We start from the raw sequence: 15,694 nt of genomic DNA, 5'->3' as shown, positions 1-15,694 counted from the left end.
GCGCGGGGGCCGGCGCGGGGCACCGCCCCGCGTGCCGGGCGCTCCGGTGCCGGGGCCGCGGTCCCGACCTTCAGTCCTCCACCCAGCCCCGGCGGTGGGCCTGCCAGCCGAGCTGGACCCTGGTCTCGGCGTGGGCCAGCTCCATGATGGCCTTGATCCGCCGCTGGACGGTGCGCAGGCCGAGGCCGAGCTGGTTGGCCACGGCCTGGTCGGTGGAGCCCGCCAGCAGCAGGGCCAGGATCCGGCGGTCGGTGCCGACCGGCTCGCCGGCCGGTGCCTCGCCGACCACCGGCAGGCCGGCCTCCAGTCCGAGCGGCTGGGCCCAGGCCCAGACCTGTTCGAACAGGATGGTCATCAGGTGCACCAGGCCGGGGGCGCGGACCAGCAGGGCGGCCGGCTCCCCGGCGTCGCCGGGTGTGCTGAGCGGGACGAGGGCGACGGATCCATCAGCGATGATCAGCTTGGTCGGGACCTGGTCGACCACCCTGATCCGCTGGTCCCGCCCGAGCGCCTCGAACAGGGCCTCGGCGCTCTGCGGGGCGCCGAGCGAGTGCCGTCCGACGACCACCCGGTAGGCCACCCCGCGCTCGACGGCCTCGGTCTCGGCCCCGGTGGCGTCGGCCGGGACGACGTCGTACTGGCCGGTGACCAGGGCCAGCAGTTCGTTCTTCGCGCCGCGCTGGACCTGCTCGACGCGGTGGCCGATCGCCGCCGGTCCGACCACGACCTCGACCAGGTCACGGTGGGCCTCGTCCGAGGTCGCGGCGCGGTAGGCCTCGGCCAGGGCGGCCGCCGAGAGCTCGGCCTGCCGCAGGGCGTGCCGCTGGCCGGCGAGCAGGGCCTCCAGGGCGACGGCGGGCGGCGCGGCGGAGTACCGGAGGGCGGGCGGCCCGGGCACGGCGGGGGAGGCCGCTTCGGCGGGGTCGGGGTCGGGGCCGGTGCCGGTGCCGGGGGTGGTGCCGGCACCGGGGTCGGCGTCGGGGGCCGGGCGGGTGCTGTCCTCGTGCCGGGCGGCGATCAGCCCCTGGGCGGCCAGGGCGGCGAGCGCGGCCCGGGTGTCGTCCGGTGGCGTGCCGGCCCGCCGCGAGAGTTCGACGGCGGTGGACGGGCCGTGGGTGACGAGGTCGGTGTAGAGCCGTTCGGTCAGGTCGGTCAGCCCCACGACAGCCAGCACCGCTTGTACCTCCCAGGCTCGCGCTCTTGGCACACGGCTGGCGGGATCCCGCCCCGGCATGGACCCGCCAGGTACATGATGACTGGCCAGCAGGTGTTTTTACCAGGGTTTGAAGATCGAATTCCGTGGGGCGGCGGTGCCGGGGCGCTCGTCCAGGGCCGGCCCGGCGGACGGGGCGGGCCGCTCCGGGGGCGGCTGTCCCGGTCGCCGGGCGGTCGCGGAGCGGTCCGGAGCCTAAGGGCTGTCCCGTAAATGATCTCCGAGTCGTCTCAGGCGTGATTGGCTTCGGTGTGGCCCGCTGAGCTATCCGGCGAGGGCCAGGTTGTGCATCCGGGCGATGCCGAGCATGGCATGGTGGACGCCGTCGCCTTTGAGGCGGCAGTCGCGGAGGATCTTCCAGGTCTTCATTCGGGCGAAGACGTGCTCAACCCGGGCGCGGACCTGCTTGTGGGACCTGTTGTGGTCCCCTTTCCAGTCCGGGAGGTCGGTCATCCCGCGCTGCCGACGGTGCGGGATGACCAATCCGGTGCCCGGGTAGCCGCCGTCGGCGATCGTGAGGGTCTTGCCGACGGCGGCCTTGGCGCCGGATTCCTCCCATGCCTTGCAGTCGTTGCGGTTCCCGGCGAGCGGCCGGCCGACCACGACGACCAGGCGGGTGTCTGCGTCGATGACGACCTGATGGTTGGTGGAGTACCGGTAGTTCTTCGACCGCTCGGCGATGGTGTGGTCGCGGGTGGGGACCAGGGTGCCGTCGACTATGAGCACGGTGTCCCTGGCGAACCGCTTGCGGGGCTGGAGAGCGAGCATCGGCCCTAGGTGGTCGATGATCCGGTCCGCCGCCGACTTCGACACCCCGAACAGCGGAGCGAGTTGCCGCATGGTGAGATTCGTTCGCCAGTAGGCCACGACCAGCAGGGCCCGGTCCTCCAGCGGAAGGCTCCACGGCCGGCCCTTGCGGACCGCGTCCGCACCCTGGCGCCGCAGAACCGTCACCAGCTTCCCGAAGGTGCGAGGACTCAGCCCGGAGAACGGGGCTATCCAGGAAGATTCCGACGCCGTGATCACACCATCCATGTCAAGATCGTTCCACGGGTGTGATCAGTGGTTCGGCCCACCTCTCAGTTGCCGCTCAGCGGAGACGTCCACGCGGGGTCGTGTCGGGATCTCCTCGCAAGGTGGGTCAGCAGATGCTCCGCCGCGAGGCAGACAGTGTCTTGCGGCGCACCGATTGCAGTCAGGGCGGTGATGAGCCTTGCCGATGCTGCTTCCGGCACGTCCGGATCGGTGAGGAGGGGAAGCAGCAGCAGGAAGCGGGTGACCGTGTCCTGGACGCCTTCGTCCGCAAGGGACGGGCCGTCAGCGATCCGGATCAGTTCGTGCCATGCCAGCCCAGTGCCCGAGAAATCTCCGTCCCAGCTGGCGATCTGCTCGGCGTAGCCTCTGCCTGGATGGGTGAGGAGATAGTCGGTGCCGTAATCGCCTTCCAGGTTGCGGTAGACCACCACGGCTCCGGGGCCCTCGTCTGCCGGCACCCTGAACGCTGGCCAGTGCGCAGGATCGAAGAGGACCTCGGACAGGGCATCGACATCGGCGCCGTCCTCACCGAACCACTCCGGAACCGGGCGCTCGGCACACCCCCCGTCGCTGCACAACGCCAAGAGGTAGTTCGACCAGAAGCCCAGGTGGACCAGCAGTGACTCGCCCGGCACCAACGGGCCGAAGTTGTATCCCTTGATCAGCACTCCTCGATCCTGTCACCAGCCACCGACGCGGTCCGATCCGGGATCGGCAAGAGGGCGCCGTCCAGTTACGGGACAGCCCTTAGGCTTGAGTCTCCTGCGAGGGGAGACCCCAGAGTGGCGGACATGGACGACGACAACCTCCGCAGCATCGGGGAGCTGGCCAGGCTGACCGGCCTCACGGTCAAGACCATCCGGTTCTGGTCCGATGCGGGAGTGCTGCCGCCGACCGACCGCACCCCCGCCGGCTACCGGCTGTACGGCCGGGACGCGCTGGCCCGGCTGGGCCTCGTCCGCACCCTGCGCGACCTCGGGGTCGACCTCGCCGCGATCCAGCGGGTGCTGGCGCGGGAGGTCGGCGTCGCCGAAGTCGCGGCGGTGCACGCCGCGGCCCTGGACGTGCAGATCCGCACGCTGCAACTGCGCAGGGCCGTCCTGCGCGCGGCGGCCGGGCGGGGGTCCACACCCGAGGAGATGGAACTGATGCACAAGCTCGCCAAGCTCTCCGACCGTGAACGCACCGGTCTGATCAACGACTTCATCGACCAGGCCTTCGAGGGCCTGGACGTCGGCCCGGAGTTCCTGGCCGGGCTGCGGGCCGCCGTGCCGCAGCTGCCGGAGGACCCCACGGCGGAGCAGGTGGACGCCTGGGTGGAGCTGGCCGAGTTGGTCCAGGACGCGGAGTTCCGGGCCGGCGTCCGCCGGGCCGCCGCCGACCAGGTCGGCTCCCGCGAGCTGGTGGGGGAGCCGGATCCGCAGGCGGCCGTCCGGCTGGCCGAGCTGGTCCGGGAGCGTACGGCCGCCGCCCGGGCCGCCGGCGTCGATCCCGCCTCGGCGGCGGCCCGGCCGGTCCTGGACGAGCTCGTCGCCGCCTATGCCCGGCTGTCCGGTCGGGAGGACGGCCCGGGGTTCCGGGCCTGGCTGCTGGAGCGGCTGGAGGTCTCCGCCGATTCGCGGTACGAGCGGTACTGGCACCTGGTCGCGGTGATCGACGGGCAGCCGCCCGCGCCGGCGATGGCGCCGGCCGTCGAGTGGCTGGTCGGTGCCCTGCGCGCGGTCTGACCCCGGCCGGTCCGTCCGGCCCCGGCCGCGGTGTCGTCAACCGAGCGCCCTGGGCCCTGGGCCGTGGGCCGTGGGCCGTTCAGGGGTTGCCCGTCCTCCAGGGTTGGGGGCGGGCAACCCCTTTATTCTTTTGTTCCTGTACGCAACCATCTACCGTGGCTGTTCGATCTCCGTCGGCGTGGACGCCGACGGACGGGTCCGGGTGTGGAACTGACGGGGACTTGGTCCGTACCAAGTGCCGATTTCTTCGCCCGACGGCCACATTCGAGGCACCCTCTGCACGCCCAGCATCGATTCGGTAAAGAGGTCTAGGCCTCTGTCCGCAGGTGGTGCACTCTGGCTCACGCGGCAGACGACGGTGGCCCGCAGCCTTGACCAGGCACTGGCGCACACCTCGTGGTCCCGCATGCTGCGGCCGCGCGCACGGCCGCACATCGCGCAGTCGAAAAGTTCAGTCGAAAAGCATCCGGGCGTTCGCGGACCGGCAGCGTCACCTCGGCCCCGATCCTGCCCGACCCCCACTCTTCGAAGCCCCTCCACGGGTGGCTTCAGGTCAACTCATAAGGCGGTAACTCCCATGAACCGATCTGTACTTCTCCTTTCGGCGGCCTGTGTGACCGGTGCGCTGGTGCTGACGGGTTGTGGCAGCAGTGGTGGTGGTTCGGATGCTTCGTCGGGTGGTACGACGACGATCAAGCTGGTGGCGGCGGACTACGGTGACTCGGCGGCGAACGGGTCGAAGGCGTACTGGGACGGCGTGGTGAAGGGTTTCGAGGCGGCGAACCCGAAGATCAAGGTCGATGTCCAGGTGGTCAACTGGAACGACATCGACAAGCAGGTGAAGACGATGATCCAGTCGGGGAACTACCCGGACGTGCTGCAGACGGGTGGGTACGCGGACAAGGTCGCGGACGACCTGCTGTACAAGGCGACGGACGTGCTGTCGCCGGCGACGCAGTCGAACTTCATCGAGACGTTCTCCAAGGCGGGTCAGGTGAAGGGGACGCAGTACGGGATCCCGTTCGTGTCCTCGGCTCGTGCGTTCTTCTACAACAAGGCGATTTTCGCGCAGGCGGGGATCACCGAGGCGCCGAAGACGTGGGACGAGGTGAAGAAGGACGCGGAGCTGATCAAGGCGAAGGTGCCGGGTGTGACCCCGTACGCGCTGCCGCTGGGCCCGGAGGAGGCGCAGGGCGAGAGCATGATGTGGGAGCTGGGCAACGGCGGTGGGGTGACGGACGCGTCGGGCAAGTACGCGCTGAACTCGGCGGCGAACGTGGAGACGTTCTCGTGGCTGAAGGCGAACCTGGTGGACACGGGTCTGACGTACCCGAACCCGGCGACGACGGACCGTAAGACGGCGTTCGCGGACTTCGGTGCGGGCAAGGCGGCGATGCTGAACGGGCACCCGTCGCTGATCCAGAAGTCGAAGGACGGGAAGGTGGACTACGCGGTGGCGCCGATCCCGGGCAAGGCCGGTCCGCTGAAGTCGACGCTGGGTGTGGCGGACTGGGTGATGGCGTTCAAGAAGAACGGTCACCAGGCGCAGGTGAAGGCGTTCCTGGACTTCGCGTACAACAAGGAGAACACGCTGAAGTTCGACGAGCTGTACAACCTGATGCCGGTCACCCAGGACACGCTGAAGGAGATGACGGCGAGCGGGAAGCACGCGGACCTGGAGCCGTTCTTCGCGCTGCTGCCGTCGGCGGCGTTCTACCCGCTGGGTGACACCAGCTGGGACGCGGTCTCCGCGGAGATCAAGAAGAGCGGTGGCACCGCCGTCGCCGGCGACCCCGGCGCCGTCCTCGGCGACCTGCAGAAGAAGGCCGAAGCCGCGGCCGCCGACAAGTAAGGCACCCTCGGGCCGGTGCCGGCCCCACCGCCGGCACCGGCCCGACGCACCGCACCCGCAGCACCCGCGGTCCCCGCACACGGGCACTTGCGCCGCAAGTGCCCACCGCACAACGCCCCACCGCCGCTCACGCACCCGCAAAGCCGCGCCTGCGAAGAGCCGCCACAGCCGACGGTCGCAGCCAGGACCGCGTACGCGACACTCCCGTACGCCGCCGTCCCCGCGCACCCGGCTCCCGCGCACACAGCATCCCTGTACTCCGTGCCGGCGCAGCGCACTCCCCGCGCCCCGCACGCACCGCGCACCACCACCGCACACCGTACGGCGGCCCACACCGCCGCACACCAAGGGAAGGCCTTACCCCGTGTCGCTCAAGACCGCCGAGCCCGGTGCCGACCGGGCACGCCGGGGCACCCCGGCGGGCAGGCGCTCCGGCCTGGCCAGGCTCGGTCCGCTGCCCTGGATCGCCCCGGCCGTCCTGCTCATCCTGCTCGTGGTGCTCTGGCCCGTCTACGAGATGGTCCACACCTCCTTCCTGCGGATCAGCACCACCGGATTCGTCCGGGGATCGGCCGGCTTCGACAAGTACACCAAGCTCTTCGACGAGCCGGACTTCGTCCCGGTGCTCGGCTGGACCCTGATCTGGACGGTCGTCGTGGTCGTGCTGACCATGGTGCTGTCGCTGGCCCTGGCCCAGTTGTTCAACCAGCAGTTCCCCGGCCGCCGGCTCACCCGCTGGGCGCTGATCGCCCCCTGGGCCGCCTCCGTGCTGATGACCGCCATCGGCTTCAAGTGGATGCTCGACCGCACCGCCGGCGTCCTCAACACCGCCCTCACCGACCTCGGGATCATCGACGGCCCGCAGGACTGGCTCGGTGACCCCGGCTCCGCCAAGCCCTGGATGGTCCTGGTCGCGGTGTTCGTGTCGCTGCCGTTCACCACCTACACCATCCTCGCCGGCCTGCAGACCGTCCCCGCCGAGGTCTACGAGGCCGCCAAGGTCGACGGCACCGGCCCCTGGCAGACCTACCGCCTGATCACCCTCCCGCTGCTGCGCCCGGCGCTGCTGGTCGGCCTGGTGATCAACCTGATCAACGTCTTCAACTCCTTCCCCGTCATCTGGGGCATGACCCAGGGCGGCCCGAACAGCGGTACCGCGACCAGCACCGTGTTCGCCTTCCAGTTGATGAACACCGACATCGGCGAGTCCGCCGCGATGTCCGTGATCAACTTCGGCCTGGTCGTGGTCATGGTGCTGCTCTTCCTCAAGGTCAGCCGCTGGAACGAGGGGGAGAACTGATGCCTCAGCACGAAACCACCGCCGCCGCACCCGTCGGCGACCCGGCACCCGCCGGAGCCGCGCCGACCGCGACCGCCGAGGCCGCGAAGCCCGGTGCCACCGGTGCCAGGGCCGGCAGGTCCCGCTCCGGCGAGGGTCGCCCGGCCGCCAAGGTCCGCAAGCCGATCCGGCCGCGGACGGTGGTCGTCGCGGCGGTCGCGTGGCTGCTGGCCGCGCTGTTCCTCGTCCCCTACCTGGAGATGATCGTCACCGCCCTGCGGCCCGCCGACGAACTGCGCGACGCCACCTACCTGCCCTCGCACTTCGAGTGGTCCAACCTGGTCAAGGTCTGGACCGACTCCACCCTCGGCGGCAACCTGCGCGTCACCCTGCTCGTCGCCGCCGGATCCACCCTGCTCGTCCTGCTCGTCGCCCTGCCCGCCGCCTACTACACCGCCCGCATCAAGTACCGCGGCCGCAAACTCTTCCTGCTGCTCGTCCTGGTCACCCAGATGTTCCAGCCCACCTCCCTGCTGGTCGGCCTCTACCGCGAGTTCTACCAGTTCGGGATGCTCAACTCGGTCTGGACCCTGATCATCTGCAACGCCGCCTTCAACCTCGCGTTCGCCATCTGGATCCTCACCGCCTACATCTCCTCCATCCCCGTCGAACTCGAGGAAGCAGCCCAGATCGACGGCCTCGGCCGACTCGGCGCCCTGCGCCGCGTCACCATCCCCCTCGCCATGCCCGGCATCGTCACCGCCCTCATCTTCACCTTCATCTCCGCCTGGAACGAGTTCGTGATGGGCCTGCGCCTCACCACCGTCCCCGAGAGCCAGCCCCTCACCGTCGGCATCAACAACTTCATCGGCAACTACACCGTCCAGTGGAACTACCTCTTCGCCGGATCCGTCGTCGCCATCCTCCCCGTCATCGTCCTGTTCGCCTTCATCGAACGCCAGGTCGTCTCCGGCCTCACCGCCGGATCCGTCAAGTAGGACGAGCACGGCCCGGCCGGGAGACCCGAACGGCCGCCCCGGCCCGGCTTCACCCGCTGCGCCACCTGCGCCCGCTGCGCCACCTGCCCCGTGCCCGACAACGAAGTCGGCCACGGGGCAGGCTCGTTCGGGCCGACGGCCGGACCGCCGGCCGCCCCGTACGTCCCGACGCGCTCAGGACGCGCCGGGGCGTGCGGCGTTCAGGGCGCGGCGTCCGAGAGGCGTACGAACCGGCGTCCCTCCTCCAGCAGCCGGGGGACGGCGGTGGCGATGCCCGCGGCCGTGCCGGCGGCCGGATGGTTCATGTGGGCCAGGACGATCGCCCCCGGCCCGGCCGCGGTGACCGCGTCGTGGACCTGCCCGGCGGTGAAGGTGGCACCGCCGTCCCCGTTGACCGTGAAGCCGGCGAAGCGCTCGCCGAGATCGGAGACGATCCGGGCCGCCACGTCGTCCAGGTAGGCGGTGCCCGAGCGGAAGAACCGCGGTGGGCGGCCCAGCAGTTCGGTGAGCCTGGCCCGGTTGCCGGTGATCTCGTCGACGACTTCGCCGACGTCGCGGGTGCCGGGGATGTCGTAGGCGGACCGCCCGGAGACCGACAGCGGGCAGTGCCGGGTGCCGTGGTTCGCGATCTCGAACAACGGGTCCGCGGCCAGGGCGCGGAAGACCGGCGGATTGGCGTCGATCCAGCGGGAGTTGAGGAAGAGCGTGGCCGGCACCCGCCGCTGCCGGAGGAACCCGATCAGCGCCTCGTCGTAGCCGTCGCCCTGGGGCCCGCCGCAGGCGTCGAAGGTCAGCGCGATCGCTCCGTCGTCGGCCGGCAGCCGGCTGAGCACGCCGGGCCCGTCGAACCCCCAACTGGTGGGCTCCGCCTGCCCGTAGCGGCTCACCAGGTCGGCCCGGGCGACCGCCCCGGCGCGGCTCGCGGCGCCGGGCGGCGGGTCGGCCGAGCCCGGCGGGCCGTCGGTGGCGGGGGCGTCGGGCGCGGATCCGTCGGCCGTGGATCCGTCTGGAGCGGCGGGGGCCGAGGTCCCGGGGGCGGAGGCGCCAGAGCCCTCCGGCCGGACCGGAGCGGCGGCCCGCGCACCCGTGCCGCCTCCGCCGGATGCCTGGCATCCGGTCAGAGCGGCGCAGGCCAGAGCGGCCAGCAGCTCCCGGCGACTGGGTGGCATCTCGTTCCTCCCGTGGTCCGGCGGTCCGGTCCGGCGGCCCGGTCCTGCTGCTCGACCAGGTGCTTCGCACCGGCTGTCTGCGCGGACGCCTGCTGTCGGCCGCCGGGTCCACGGACCGGCCGCCGGTCGTCCGCCCACCGTAGCGAGGGCGGGCCGGGCCTCCCCGGGCGGACACACCCCGTGCGCCCGCCGGGCCCACCCGGACGGCCCAGGGCGGCTCCCGTCCGGTGCCGTTCGGCGCCGCCCCGTCCGGTGCGATGCGGGCCCACCCCGGTTGCCGGGCCCATGGCGGCACCCGGCGAGAATGCCCGGAGGCCTTCGCGGCCGCGCTGCCGGACGCCCTGCACCGGCAGGACCCCGGCTCCGGCGCCGCCGTCCACGCGGAGCGCTTCGAGGCCGGGCTCACCCTGACGCGCACCGTGGCGGGGGAGGTCCTCCACTGGTCGGTGGAGGGCCTGCGCAGCCGGTCCGGGGGCGCCCCGGAGCGGGCGGCGGGGCTCGTCCTCATGGACACGGCGGGCGGACGCGCCTGATCGGCGGGGGTGCGGGCGGCGGCGGCCCGGCCGCCGGGCGGGCGCGGTCCCGGCCCGGGACGGCGCTGCGGCGGCGCGGGAAGCGTTGCGTCCACCACATGTGCAACTCGTTGCATAAAGGCGGACGGCGTCCTACCGTGTGGCGACACCGTCGTACGAGGAGTGACCGGATGAGCGCCTACCCCCACCTGCTGCGCCCGCTCGACCTGGGATTCACCACGCTGCCCAACCGCGTGCTGATGGGCTCCATGCACGTCGGGCTGGAGGAGGCCGAGCACGGCTTCGAGCGGATGGCCGAGTTCTACGCCACCCGTGTCCGCGGCGGCGTCGGCCTCATCGTCACCGGGGGCATCGCCCCCAACGAGCAGGGCCGGCCCTGGTCGGGCGGCGCCAAGCTCACCACCGAGGCCGAGGCCGAGGAGCACCGCCTGATCACCGACGCCGTCCACCGCGAGGGCGGCCGGATCGCCATGCAGATCCTGCACTTCGGCCGGTACGCCTACCACGAGGACCTGGTCGCCCCCAGCGCCCTGCAGGCCCCGATCAGCCCGTTCCCGCCGCACGCCCTCACCGACGAGGAGGTCGAACGGACCATCGAGGACTTCGTCGACTGCGCCGCCCTCGCCAGGTCGGCCGGCTACGACGGCGTGGAGATCATGGGGTCCGAGGGCTACCTGATCAACGAGTTCATCGCCGCCCGGACCAACCACCGCGAGGACCGCTGGGGCGGCTCGTACGAGAACCGGATGCGCCTGCCGGTGGAGATCGTCCGGCGGGTGCGCGAGCGGGTCGGGCCGGACTTCATCCTGATCTACCGGCTCTCCATGCTCGACCTCGTCCCCGGCGGCTCCACGCTGCCCGAGGTGGTCCGGCTCGCCAAGGCCGTCGAGGCGGCCGGCGCCACCATCATCAACACCGGCATCGGCTGGCACGAGGCCCGGATCCCCACCATCGCCACCTCGGTGCCGCGCGGCGCCTACACCTGGGTCACCAGGAGGCTGATGGGCGAGGTCGGCATCCCGCTGGTGACCAGCAACCGCATCAACACGCCCGAACTGGCCGAGCAGCTGCTCGCCGACGGCTTCGCCGACCTGGTCTCGCTGGCCCGCCCGCTGCTGGCCGACCCCGACTTCGTGGCCAAGGCCGCCGCCGGCACGCCCGAGGCGGTGAACACCTGCATCGGCTGCAACCAGGCCTGCCTCGACCACACCTTCAGCGGGCGGATCACCTCCTGCCTGGTCAACCCCAGGGCCTGCCACGAGACCGAGATCGTGCTCACCCCGACCCGCCTGCGCAAGCGGGTGGCCGTGGTCGGCGCCGGCCCGGCCGGCCTGGCCTTCGCCGTCTCCGCCGCGCAGCGCGGACACACCGTCACCCTCTACGACGCCGCCCCCGAGATCGGCGGGCAGCTCAACGTCGCCCGCCAGGTGCCGGGCAAGGAGGAGTTCGACGAGACGATCCGCTACTACCGCCACCAGCTGGCGGCCGCAGGGGTCGACGTCCGGCTCTCCACGCCCGTCACCGCCGACACCCTCACCGGTGAGGGGTACGACGAGATCGTCATCGCCACCGGAGTCCTGCCGCGCACCCCGGACATCCCCGGCGCCGACCACCCCAGCGTGGTGGGGTACCTGGACGTGCTGCGCGACAAGGCCGAGGTGGGGGAGCGGGTGGCGATCCTCGGCGCGGGCGGCATCGGGTTCGACGTGGCCGAGTACCTCACCGACCCGGGGGAGGAGACCGGGCGGACGCCCGAGGCCTTCTTCGAGCAGTGGGGCGTCGACACCGAGCACCGCGGCCCCGGCGGCCTGCGCGAGCCCGTCCGCCGCCCGGCCCGGCGGACCGTCCACCTGCTCCAGCGCAAGACCAGCAAGGTCGGCGCGGGCCTGGGCAAGACCACCGGCTGGATCCACCGCACCGAGCTCAAGCACCGCGGTGTCACCATGGTCGCCGGCGTGAGCTACGACCGGATCGACGACCAGGGCCTGCACATCACCCTGGACGGCGAGCAGCGGATCGTCCCGGTCGACACCGTGGTGCTGTGCACCGGGCAGGAGCCCCGCCGGGACCTCTACGAGGCCCTCAGGGCACAGGGGTTGGCGCCCCGTCTGATCGGCGGCGCGGACGTGGCGGCCGAGCTCGACGCCAAGCGTGCCATCGACCAGGGCACCCGGCTCGCGGCCGCGCTCTGACCGGAGGGCGCCGGCGTGGCCGTCCGGCCGGGGCGGACCCGCCGGGGCCCGGCCGCAGGTGCCCTGACCGGCCCGGTTCCGACCGGCCCCGCCGGGAGCCGCCGGACTAAGCTCCTCCCATGTCGCTGCCGCACGCCATCCTCACCGCCCTGCTGGAGAAGCCGTCCTCCGGGCTGGAGCTGACCAGGCGGTTCGACAAGTCGATCGGCTTCTTCTGGTCCGCCACCCACCAGCAGATCTACCGCGAACTCGGGAAGCTGGAGCAGGCCGGTCTGATCAGCGCCGTTCCCCAGCCGCCCTCCCGCGGGCAGCGCAAGGAGTACGAGGTCCTGCCGGCCGGCCGCGCGGAGCTGGCCGGCTGGACGGCCGAGAGCCAGGACCCGAAGGCCGTCCGCGACCCGCTGCTGCTCCGGCTGCGGGCCGCGACGGTGCTCGGCCTGCCCGGCCTGGACGCCGAACTTCGGCGCCATCTCGCCCTTCACCAAAGACAGTTGGACGACTACCTGGAGATCGAACAGCGGGACTTCCCGCCCGAGAAGGCGGCGGACGAGAACCGGCTGCAGCACGTGGTGCTGCGGGCGGGCATCGGGCTCGAAACCTTCTGGATCCAGTGGCTCGGCGAGGCCGTCGAGGGGCCGGCCGATCCGGCCGACGCGGCAGGCCCGACCGGTTGAGCGCGGTCGGCCGCGCCGCTGACGAGCCGCTGCCGCGCCGCTGCCGAGCCGCTGCCGCGCCGCCGGAGCGAACGAGGCGCGGACGAGGAGCGGGAAACGAGGACGCGCCCGGGCCGGGGTGGCGGCCGGTGTGTCCGGCCGAGGGCGGGGACACTCGGAGCAGCGGCCCGCCCACGGGAGGTTCCGCCCACGGGCGGTGCTGCCCGGGGCCGACCCCGGGCGGGGACCGGTCCGTCGAGGCCGGGGCCGCTGCCGGGACACACTCGCTCACGAACAGGGAGATACCGATGACCAGCGACGGCTTCACCACGTGCCTCTGGTTCGACGGGCAGGCCGAAGAGGCGGCCGCGTTCTACACCTCGATCTTCAAGAACTCCCGGCTGGGCCGGGTCGGCCGCTACACCGAGGCCGGTCCGGGGCCGGCCGGCAGCGTGATGACGGTCGAGTTCGAGGCCAACGGCCAGAAGTTCGTGGCGCTCAACGGCGGGCCGGAGTTCCGCTTCAACGAGGCCATCTCGTTCCAGCTCTTCTGCGCGGACCAGCAGGAGCTGGACCACTACTGGGCGAGACTGACCGAGGGTGGTGCCGAGGTCGCCTGCGGCTGGCTCAGGGACAAGTTCGGGGTGTCCTGGCAGGTGGTCCCGGCCGGGCTGGTCGAAAGGCTCGGCGACCCGGACCCGGAGAAGGCGCAGCGGGTGACCACGGCCATGCTCTCGATGGTCAAGTTCGACTTCGACGCCCTGGAGAAGGCCTACAGGGGGGAGTAGGCGCCGGGACAGGCCCTAGCGGGGACCGGCCGGGGAGGTCTCCTCGGAGAGCCGGCGGCGGAGGTTCACCCGGGCCCGGTAGGTGAGCGTCTTGACGGCGCCGACCCGCAGGCCGGTGCGCGAGGCGATCTCCTTGGAGCTGAGCCCGCCCCAGTAACGGAGTGTGACGGCCGTCCGCTGGTGGTCGTTCAGCGCGGCGAGCGCGGCGAATACCCGGTCGGCCTCCACGATGGCAATCACCAGTTCCTCCACGCGAATACCGGCATCGGTATCCGCGACCACGTCGAACGCCGACTCGCGCCGGGTCGAGCGGCGTTTGTCGTGGTCGTGCATGAGGTTTCGGGCGATGGTGATTATCCAGGCGCCCATGTCGGTGCCGGTGAACTGGTAGTTACCAATTCCCGTCATTGCCCTGACAAAGGTGTCCTGGGTCAGGTCCTCGGCCAGGGCGCGATTCCCCGTCCGCCGGACCAGGAAGGCGAGCACCCGCCCCTGGTAGAGACGGTAGAGCTCGGTCCAGGCAGCGCCGTCCCCGGCCTTGGCGGCGTCGATCAGCGCTGGTGTGACGGTCATGCCGGACCTCCTGGGTGTGGAAGGGCTGTCACGTTAGGAGCCTGCGTGCAGGCGTGCAAGCGATTCCGTGGAATTGACCCGTCCGCATTTCCTCAGGGTCGATCTGAACTGGTGTGATGATGAGGAAGGGGGGCTTGCGAGCATGCAAGTACGCGCCCTGGGGCGGGACACGCGATAGCCTGCGCGCCATGCAGTTGACAGGGGACACCTCGGACGCGACGACCCCGGCCCAGCGCTTCGGGGCGGTCGTCCACGAGGCCGCGCAGCGAGCCGGCTACGACCTCACACCCGGGACGGGCGGCCGTCTCGCCCTGGCCAGGGACACCGGAATGAGCGCCTCGGCGGTCGGCCGGATGCTGCGCGGCGAAACGCTGCCGAGGCCCTCCCAATTCCAGCGAATTGCCCAGGTGGTGCACCTCGACCTGCGGGAGCTGTTGGTCCGTGGCGGCATTGTTTCCGAGGATTCCGCAAATGATCTAGATCGGGGTGTACGCTCACCCATCACCCCCGAAGAAGCGTTGGACGCATGGGGCATCAGGCATCCCATGATCAGGAAATTCCTCCTCGCCACCATTGCGCAGGCATTCGCCCTGCAGCGGGAAAGCGAGCACGAAAGCCGCGGGGGAGGGGCTGCGCAGATGTAGAGGTGAGGCCAGAAATGCGGAGAATCCCGCCGAGGACGACCGACGGACTACGCGTCGCCGCCGCGGCCGCCGGAATCGCGGCGATCGTGATCGGTACGTACGACTCCCGCTGGATCCCCGTTCTCGGCTGCCTCGCCGTCATCGCCCTGTCCGTGACCGAGTTCGCGCTGGCCAGACTGCGTCGCTGGATCGCGGACGCCGAGTCCCGCAGCGAGCGGCAGCTCGCCCAGGTGACCGCCCGGCAGGGCGGGCGCGGGCGGGAGGCCGGGAGCGCTGCGCAGTACGGGGGGCCGGGGGACCGTTCCGTCCCGTCCCGGCGCCTGGGCCCGGCCACCGGGGCGACGACCCCGGTCTTCGCCGCCGGGCCCGACCTGCCCGCGGACCGCGGTACCGCCCCCGGTGCGACTCCTGAGCCGGTGTCCGACGGGCTGCTGCGCCTGCTCGAAGCCGTCCACCAGGAGTTGAACCTCGCCAACGAGGAGACCGCGCGCGCCAAGGCGGAACTGGCCGAGCTGACCCGCGAGTGGAACGCCCTCGTCCAGGAGTCCGTGTGCCGGCAGCTCGGCTTCTGCGGGCCGCCCGGCCCTGACCGGCCGTCACCGAGGGGCCGCCCCTGGCCGCCCGGCCGGCCGGCACCCCGGCCGCCCCGGCCGGGGACCGATCTCTGACGGTGCGCCGCGGCCGGGTGACGCCGCGTCGGCGGTCCGGGAGCTGGACCGCTCCGTCATCCGCACCTCGTCCGGCCCGGACCTCAGGGGGCCGTATCTGCAGGGCGGCCGGGGGGCCCGTTTCGTACACCTCTCCTGGGGGTCGGTCGACGCCGCCGGCGGCTTCGCCCTGTTCCGGCGGGCGAAGCCGATGCTGGACGCGGTCGGGCCCGCCGTCCTGGAGGACGCCGAGCGGTCCGGGCTGCTGGTCGCCCGGCCGGGCCTCGCCGACGCGAAGGGGCTTCCGCTCTGCGTCGCCGTCCGGCCACCACTGATCACCTGGTCGGCCGGGCGGCCGGTGCCACACGAGACGCCTGACCCCTCGTCCTGA

Annotated in this window: 16 protein-coding genes; 11 read left to right on the top strand and 5 right to left on the bottom strand. The window is 71.9% G+C overall.

What is annotated here, in order from left to right; all coding sequences use genetic code 11:
* Positions 1-70: 70 nt before the first annotated feature.
* The 3 genes from J2S46_RS09570 to J2S46_RS09560 form a co-directional block, all read right to left on the bottom strand.
* Positions 71-1,174: a helix-turn-helix domain-containing protein gene (locus tag J2S46_RS09570; RefSeq protein WP_191294310.1), complete on the bottom strand. Its 1,104-nt coding sequence runs from the start codon at positions 1,172-1,174 to the stop codon at positions 71-73.
* A 303-nt stretch (positions 1,175-1,477) separates the two neighbouring features.
* Positions 1,478-2,248 carry a transposase gene (locus J2S46_RS09565; RefSeq protein ID WP_191294309.1) on the bottom strand — a complete coding sequence of 257 codons (771 nt, stop codon included), beginning with the start codon at positions 2,246-2,248 and terminating at the stop codon, positions 1,478-1,480.
* 44 nt (positions 2,249-2,292) lie between these two features.
* Positions 2,293-2,916, bottom strand: a complete 624-nt coding sequence (locus J2S46_RS09560; protein ID WP_191294308.1) for a hypothetical protein — start codon at positions 2,914-2,916, stop codon at positions 2,293-2,295.
* 123 nt (positions 2,917-3,039) lie between these two features.
* Between J2S46_RS09560 and J2S46_RS09555 the strand changes: the two genes are divergently transcribed.
* From J2S46_RS09555 to J2S46_RS09540, 4 genes are all read left to right on the top strand, one after another.
* Positions 3,040-3,975: a helix-turn-helix domain-containing protein gene (locus J2S46_RS09555; RefSeq protein ID WP_191294307.1), complete on the top strand. Its 936-nt coding sequence runs from the start codon at positions 3,040-3,042 to the stop codon at positions 3,973-3,975.
* 577 nt (positions 3,976-4,552) lie between these two features.
* Positions 4,553-5,827: an extracellular solute-binding protein gene (locus J2S46_RS09550; protein WP_307349456.1), complete on the top strand. Its 1,275-nt coding sequence runs from the start codon at positions 4,553-4,555 to the stop codon at positions 5,825-5,827.
* Between the two features lie 364 nt (positions 5,828-6,191).
* The gene (locus J2S46_RS09545; RefSeq protein WP_307349453.1) at positions 6,192-7,127 is read left to right on the top strand and encodes a carbohydrate ABC transporter permease; all 936 of its coding nucleotides are present in this window, start codon (positions 6,192-6,194) and stop codon (positions 7,125-7,127) included.
* Positions 7,127-8,104 (top strand): carbohydrate ABC transporter permease, encoded by a 978-nt coding sequence (locus J2S46_RS09540; protein ID WP_307349450.1) that lies wholly within the window; start codon positions 7,127-7,129, stop codon positions 8,102-8,104. The genes J2S46_RS09545 and J2S46_RS09540 overlap by 1 nt, the downstream gene beginning before the upstream one ends.
* A 200-nt stretch (positions 8,105-8,304) precedes the next feature.
* Here J2S46_RS09540 and J2S46_RS09535 read toward each other — a convergent pair whose 3' ends face one another.
* Complete coding sequence (locus J2S46_RS09535) at positions 8,305-9,273, bottom strand: polysaccharide deacetylase family protein (RefSeq protein ID WP_191292222.1); 969 nt, start codon at positions 9,271-9,273, stop codon at positions 8,305-8,307.
* A 257-nt stretch (positions 9,274-9,530) separates the two neighbouring features.
* Here J2S46_RS09535 and J2S46_RS09530 point away from each other — a divergent pair, with 257 nt between their 5' ends.
* From J2S46_RS09530 to J2S46_RS09515, 4 genes are all read left to right on the top strand, one after another.
* A complete protein-coding gene (locus J2S46_RS09530) occupies positions 9,531-9,806 on the top strand; it encodes a hypothetical protein (RefSeq protein WP_194506027.1) in 276 nt (91 codons plus the stop codon).
* A 170-nt stretch (positions 9,807-9,976) separates the two neighbouring features.
* Positions 9,977-11,998: an oxidoreductase gene (locus J2S46_RS09525; protein ID WP_191292224.1), complete on the top strand. Its 2,022-nt coding sequence runs from the start codon at positions 9,977-9,979 to the stop codon at positions 11,996-11,998.
* Positions 11,999-12,117: 119 nt separating this feature from the next.
* Positions 12,118-12,672, top strand: coding sequence for a PadR family transcriptional regulator (locus tag J2S46_RS09520; protein ID WP_191292225.1), 555 nt, complete (start codon positions 12,118-12,120; stop codon positions 12,670-12,672).
* Between the two features lie 287 nt (positions 12,673-12,959).
* Positions 12,960-13,439 (top strand): VOC family protein, encoded by a 480-nt coding sequence (locus tag J2S46_RS09515; RefSeq protein WP_191292226.1) that lies wholly within the window; start codon positions 12,960-12,962, stop codon positions 13,437-13,439.
* A 15-nt stretch (positions 13,440-13,454) separates the two neighbouring features.
* On the opposite strand, the gene J2S46_RS09510 is transcribed toward J2S46_RS09515, so the two are convergent.
* On the bottom strand, positions 13,455-14,012 hold the full coding sequence (locus tag J2S46_RS09510; RefSeq protein ID WP_191292227.1) for an RNA polymerase sigma factor: 558 nt from the start codon (positions 14,010-14,012) through the stop codon (positions 13,455-13,457).
* 188 nt (positions 14,013-14,200) lie between these two features.
* On the opposite strand from J2S46_RS09510, the gene J2S46_RS09505 reads away from it, so the two are divergent.
* The 3 genes from J2S46_RS09505 to J2S46_RS09495 are packed head-to-tail and all read left to right on the top strand — an operon-like array spanning position 14,201 to position 15,694.
* A complete protein-coding gene (locus J2S46_RS09505; RefSeq protein WP_073925376.1) occupies positions 14,201-14,656 on the top strand; it encodes a helix-turn-helix domain-containing protein in 456 nt (151 codons plus the stop codon).
* A gap of 14 nt (positions 14,657-14,670) precedes the next feature.
* On the top strand, positions 14,671-15,324 hold the full coding sequence (locus tag J2S46_RS09500) for a hypothetical protein (protein WP_191292228.1): 654 nt from the start codon (positions 14,671-14,673) through the stop codon (positions 15,322-15,324).
* Complete coding sequence (locus J2S46_RS09495) at positions 15,242-15,694, top strand: DUF5990 family protein (RefSeq protein ID WP_307352741.1); 453 nt, start codon at positions 15,242-15,244, stop codon at positions 15,692-15,694. Before J2S46_RS09500 ends, J2S46_RS09495 begins: the two co-directional genes overlap by 83 nt.

Source organism: Kitasatospora herbaricolor, from assembly GCF_030813695.1.
Taxonomy (GTDB): domain Bacteria; phylum Actinomycetota; class Actinomycetes; order Streptomycetales; family Streptomycetaceae; genus Kitasatospora; species Kitasatospora herbaricolor.
Note: the sequence above shows the minus strand (reverse complement) of the source record. Positions and strands in the feature narration are given on the sequence as shown.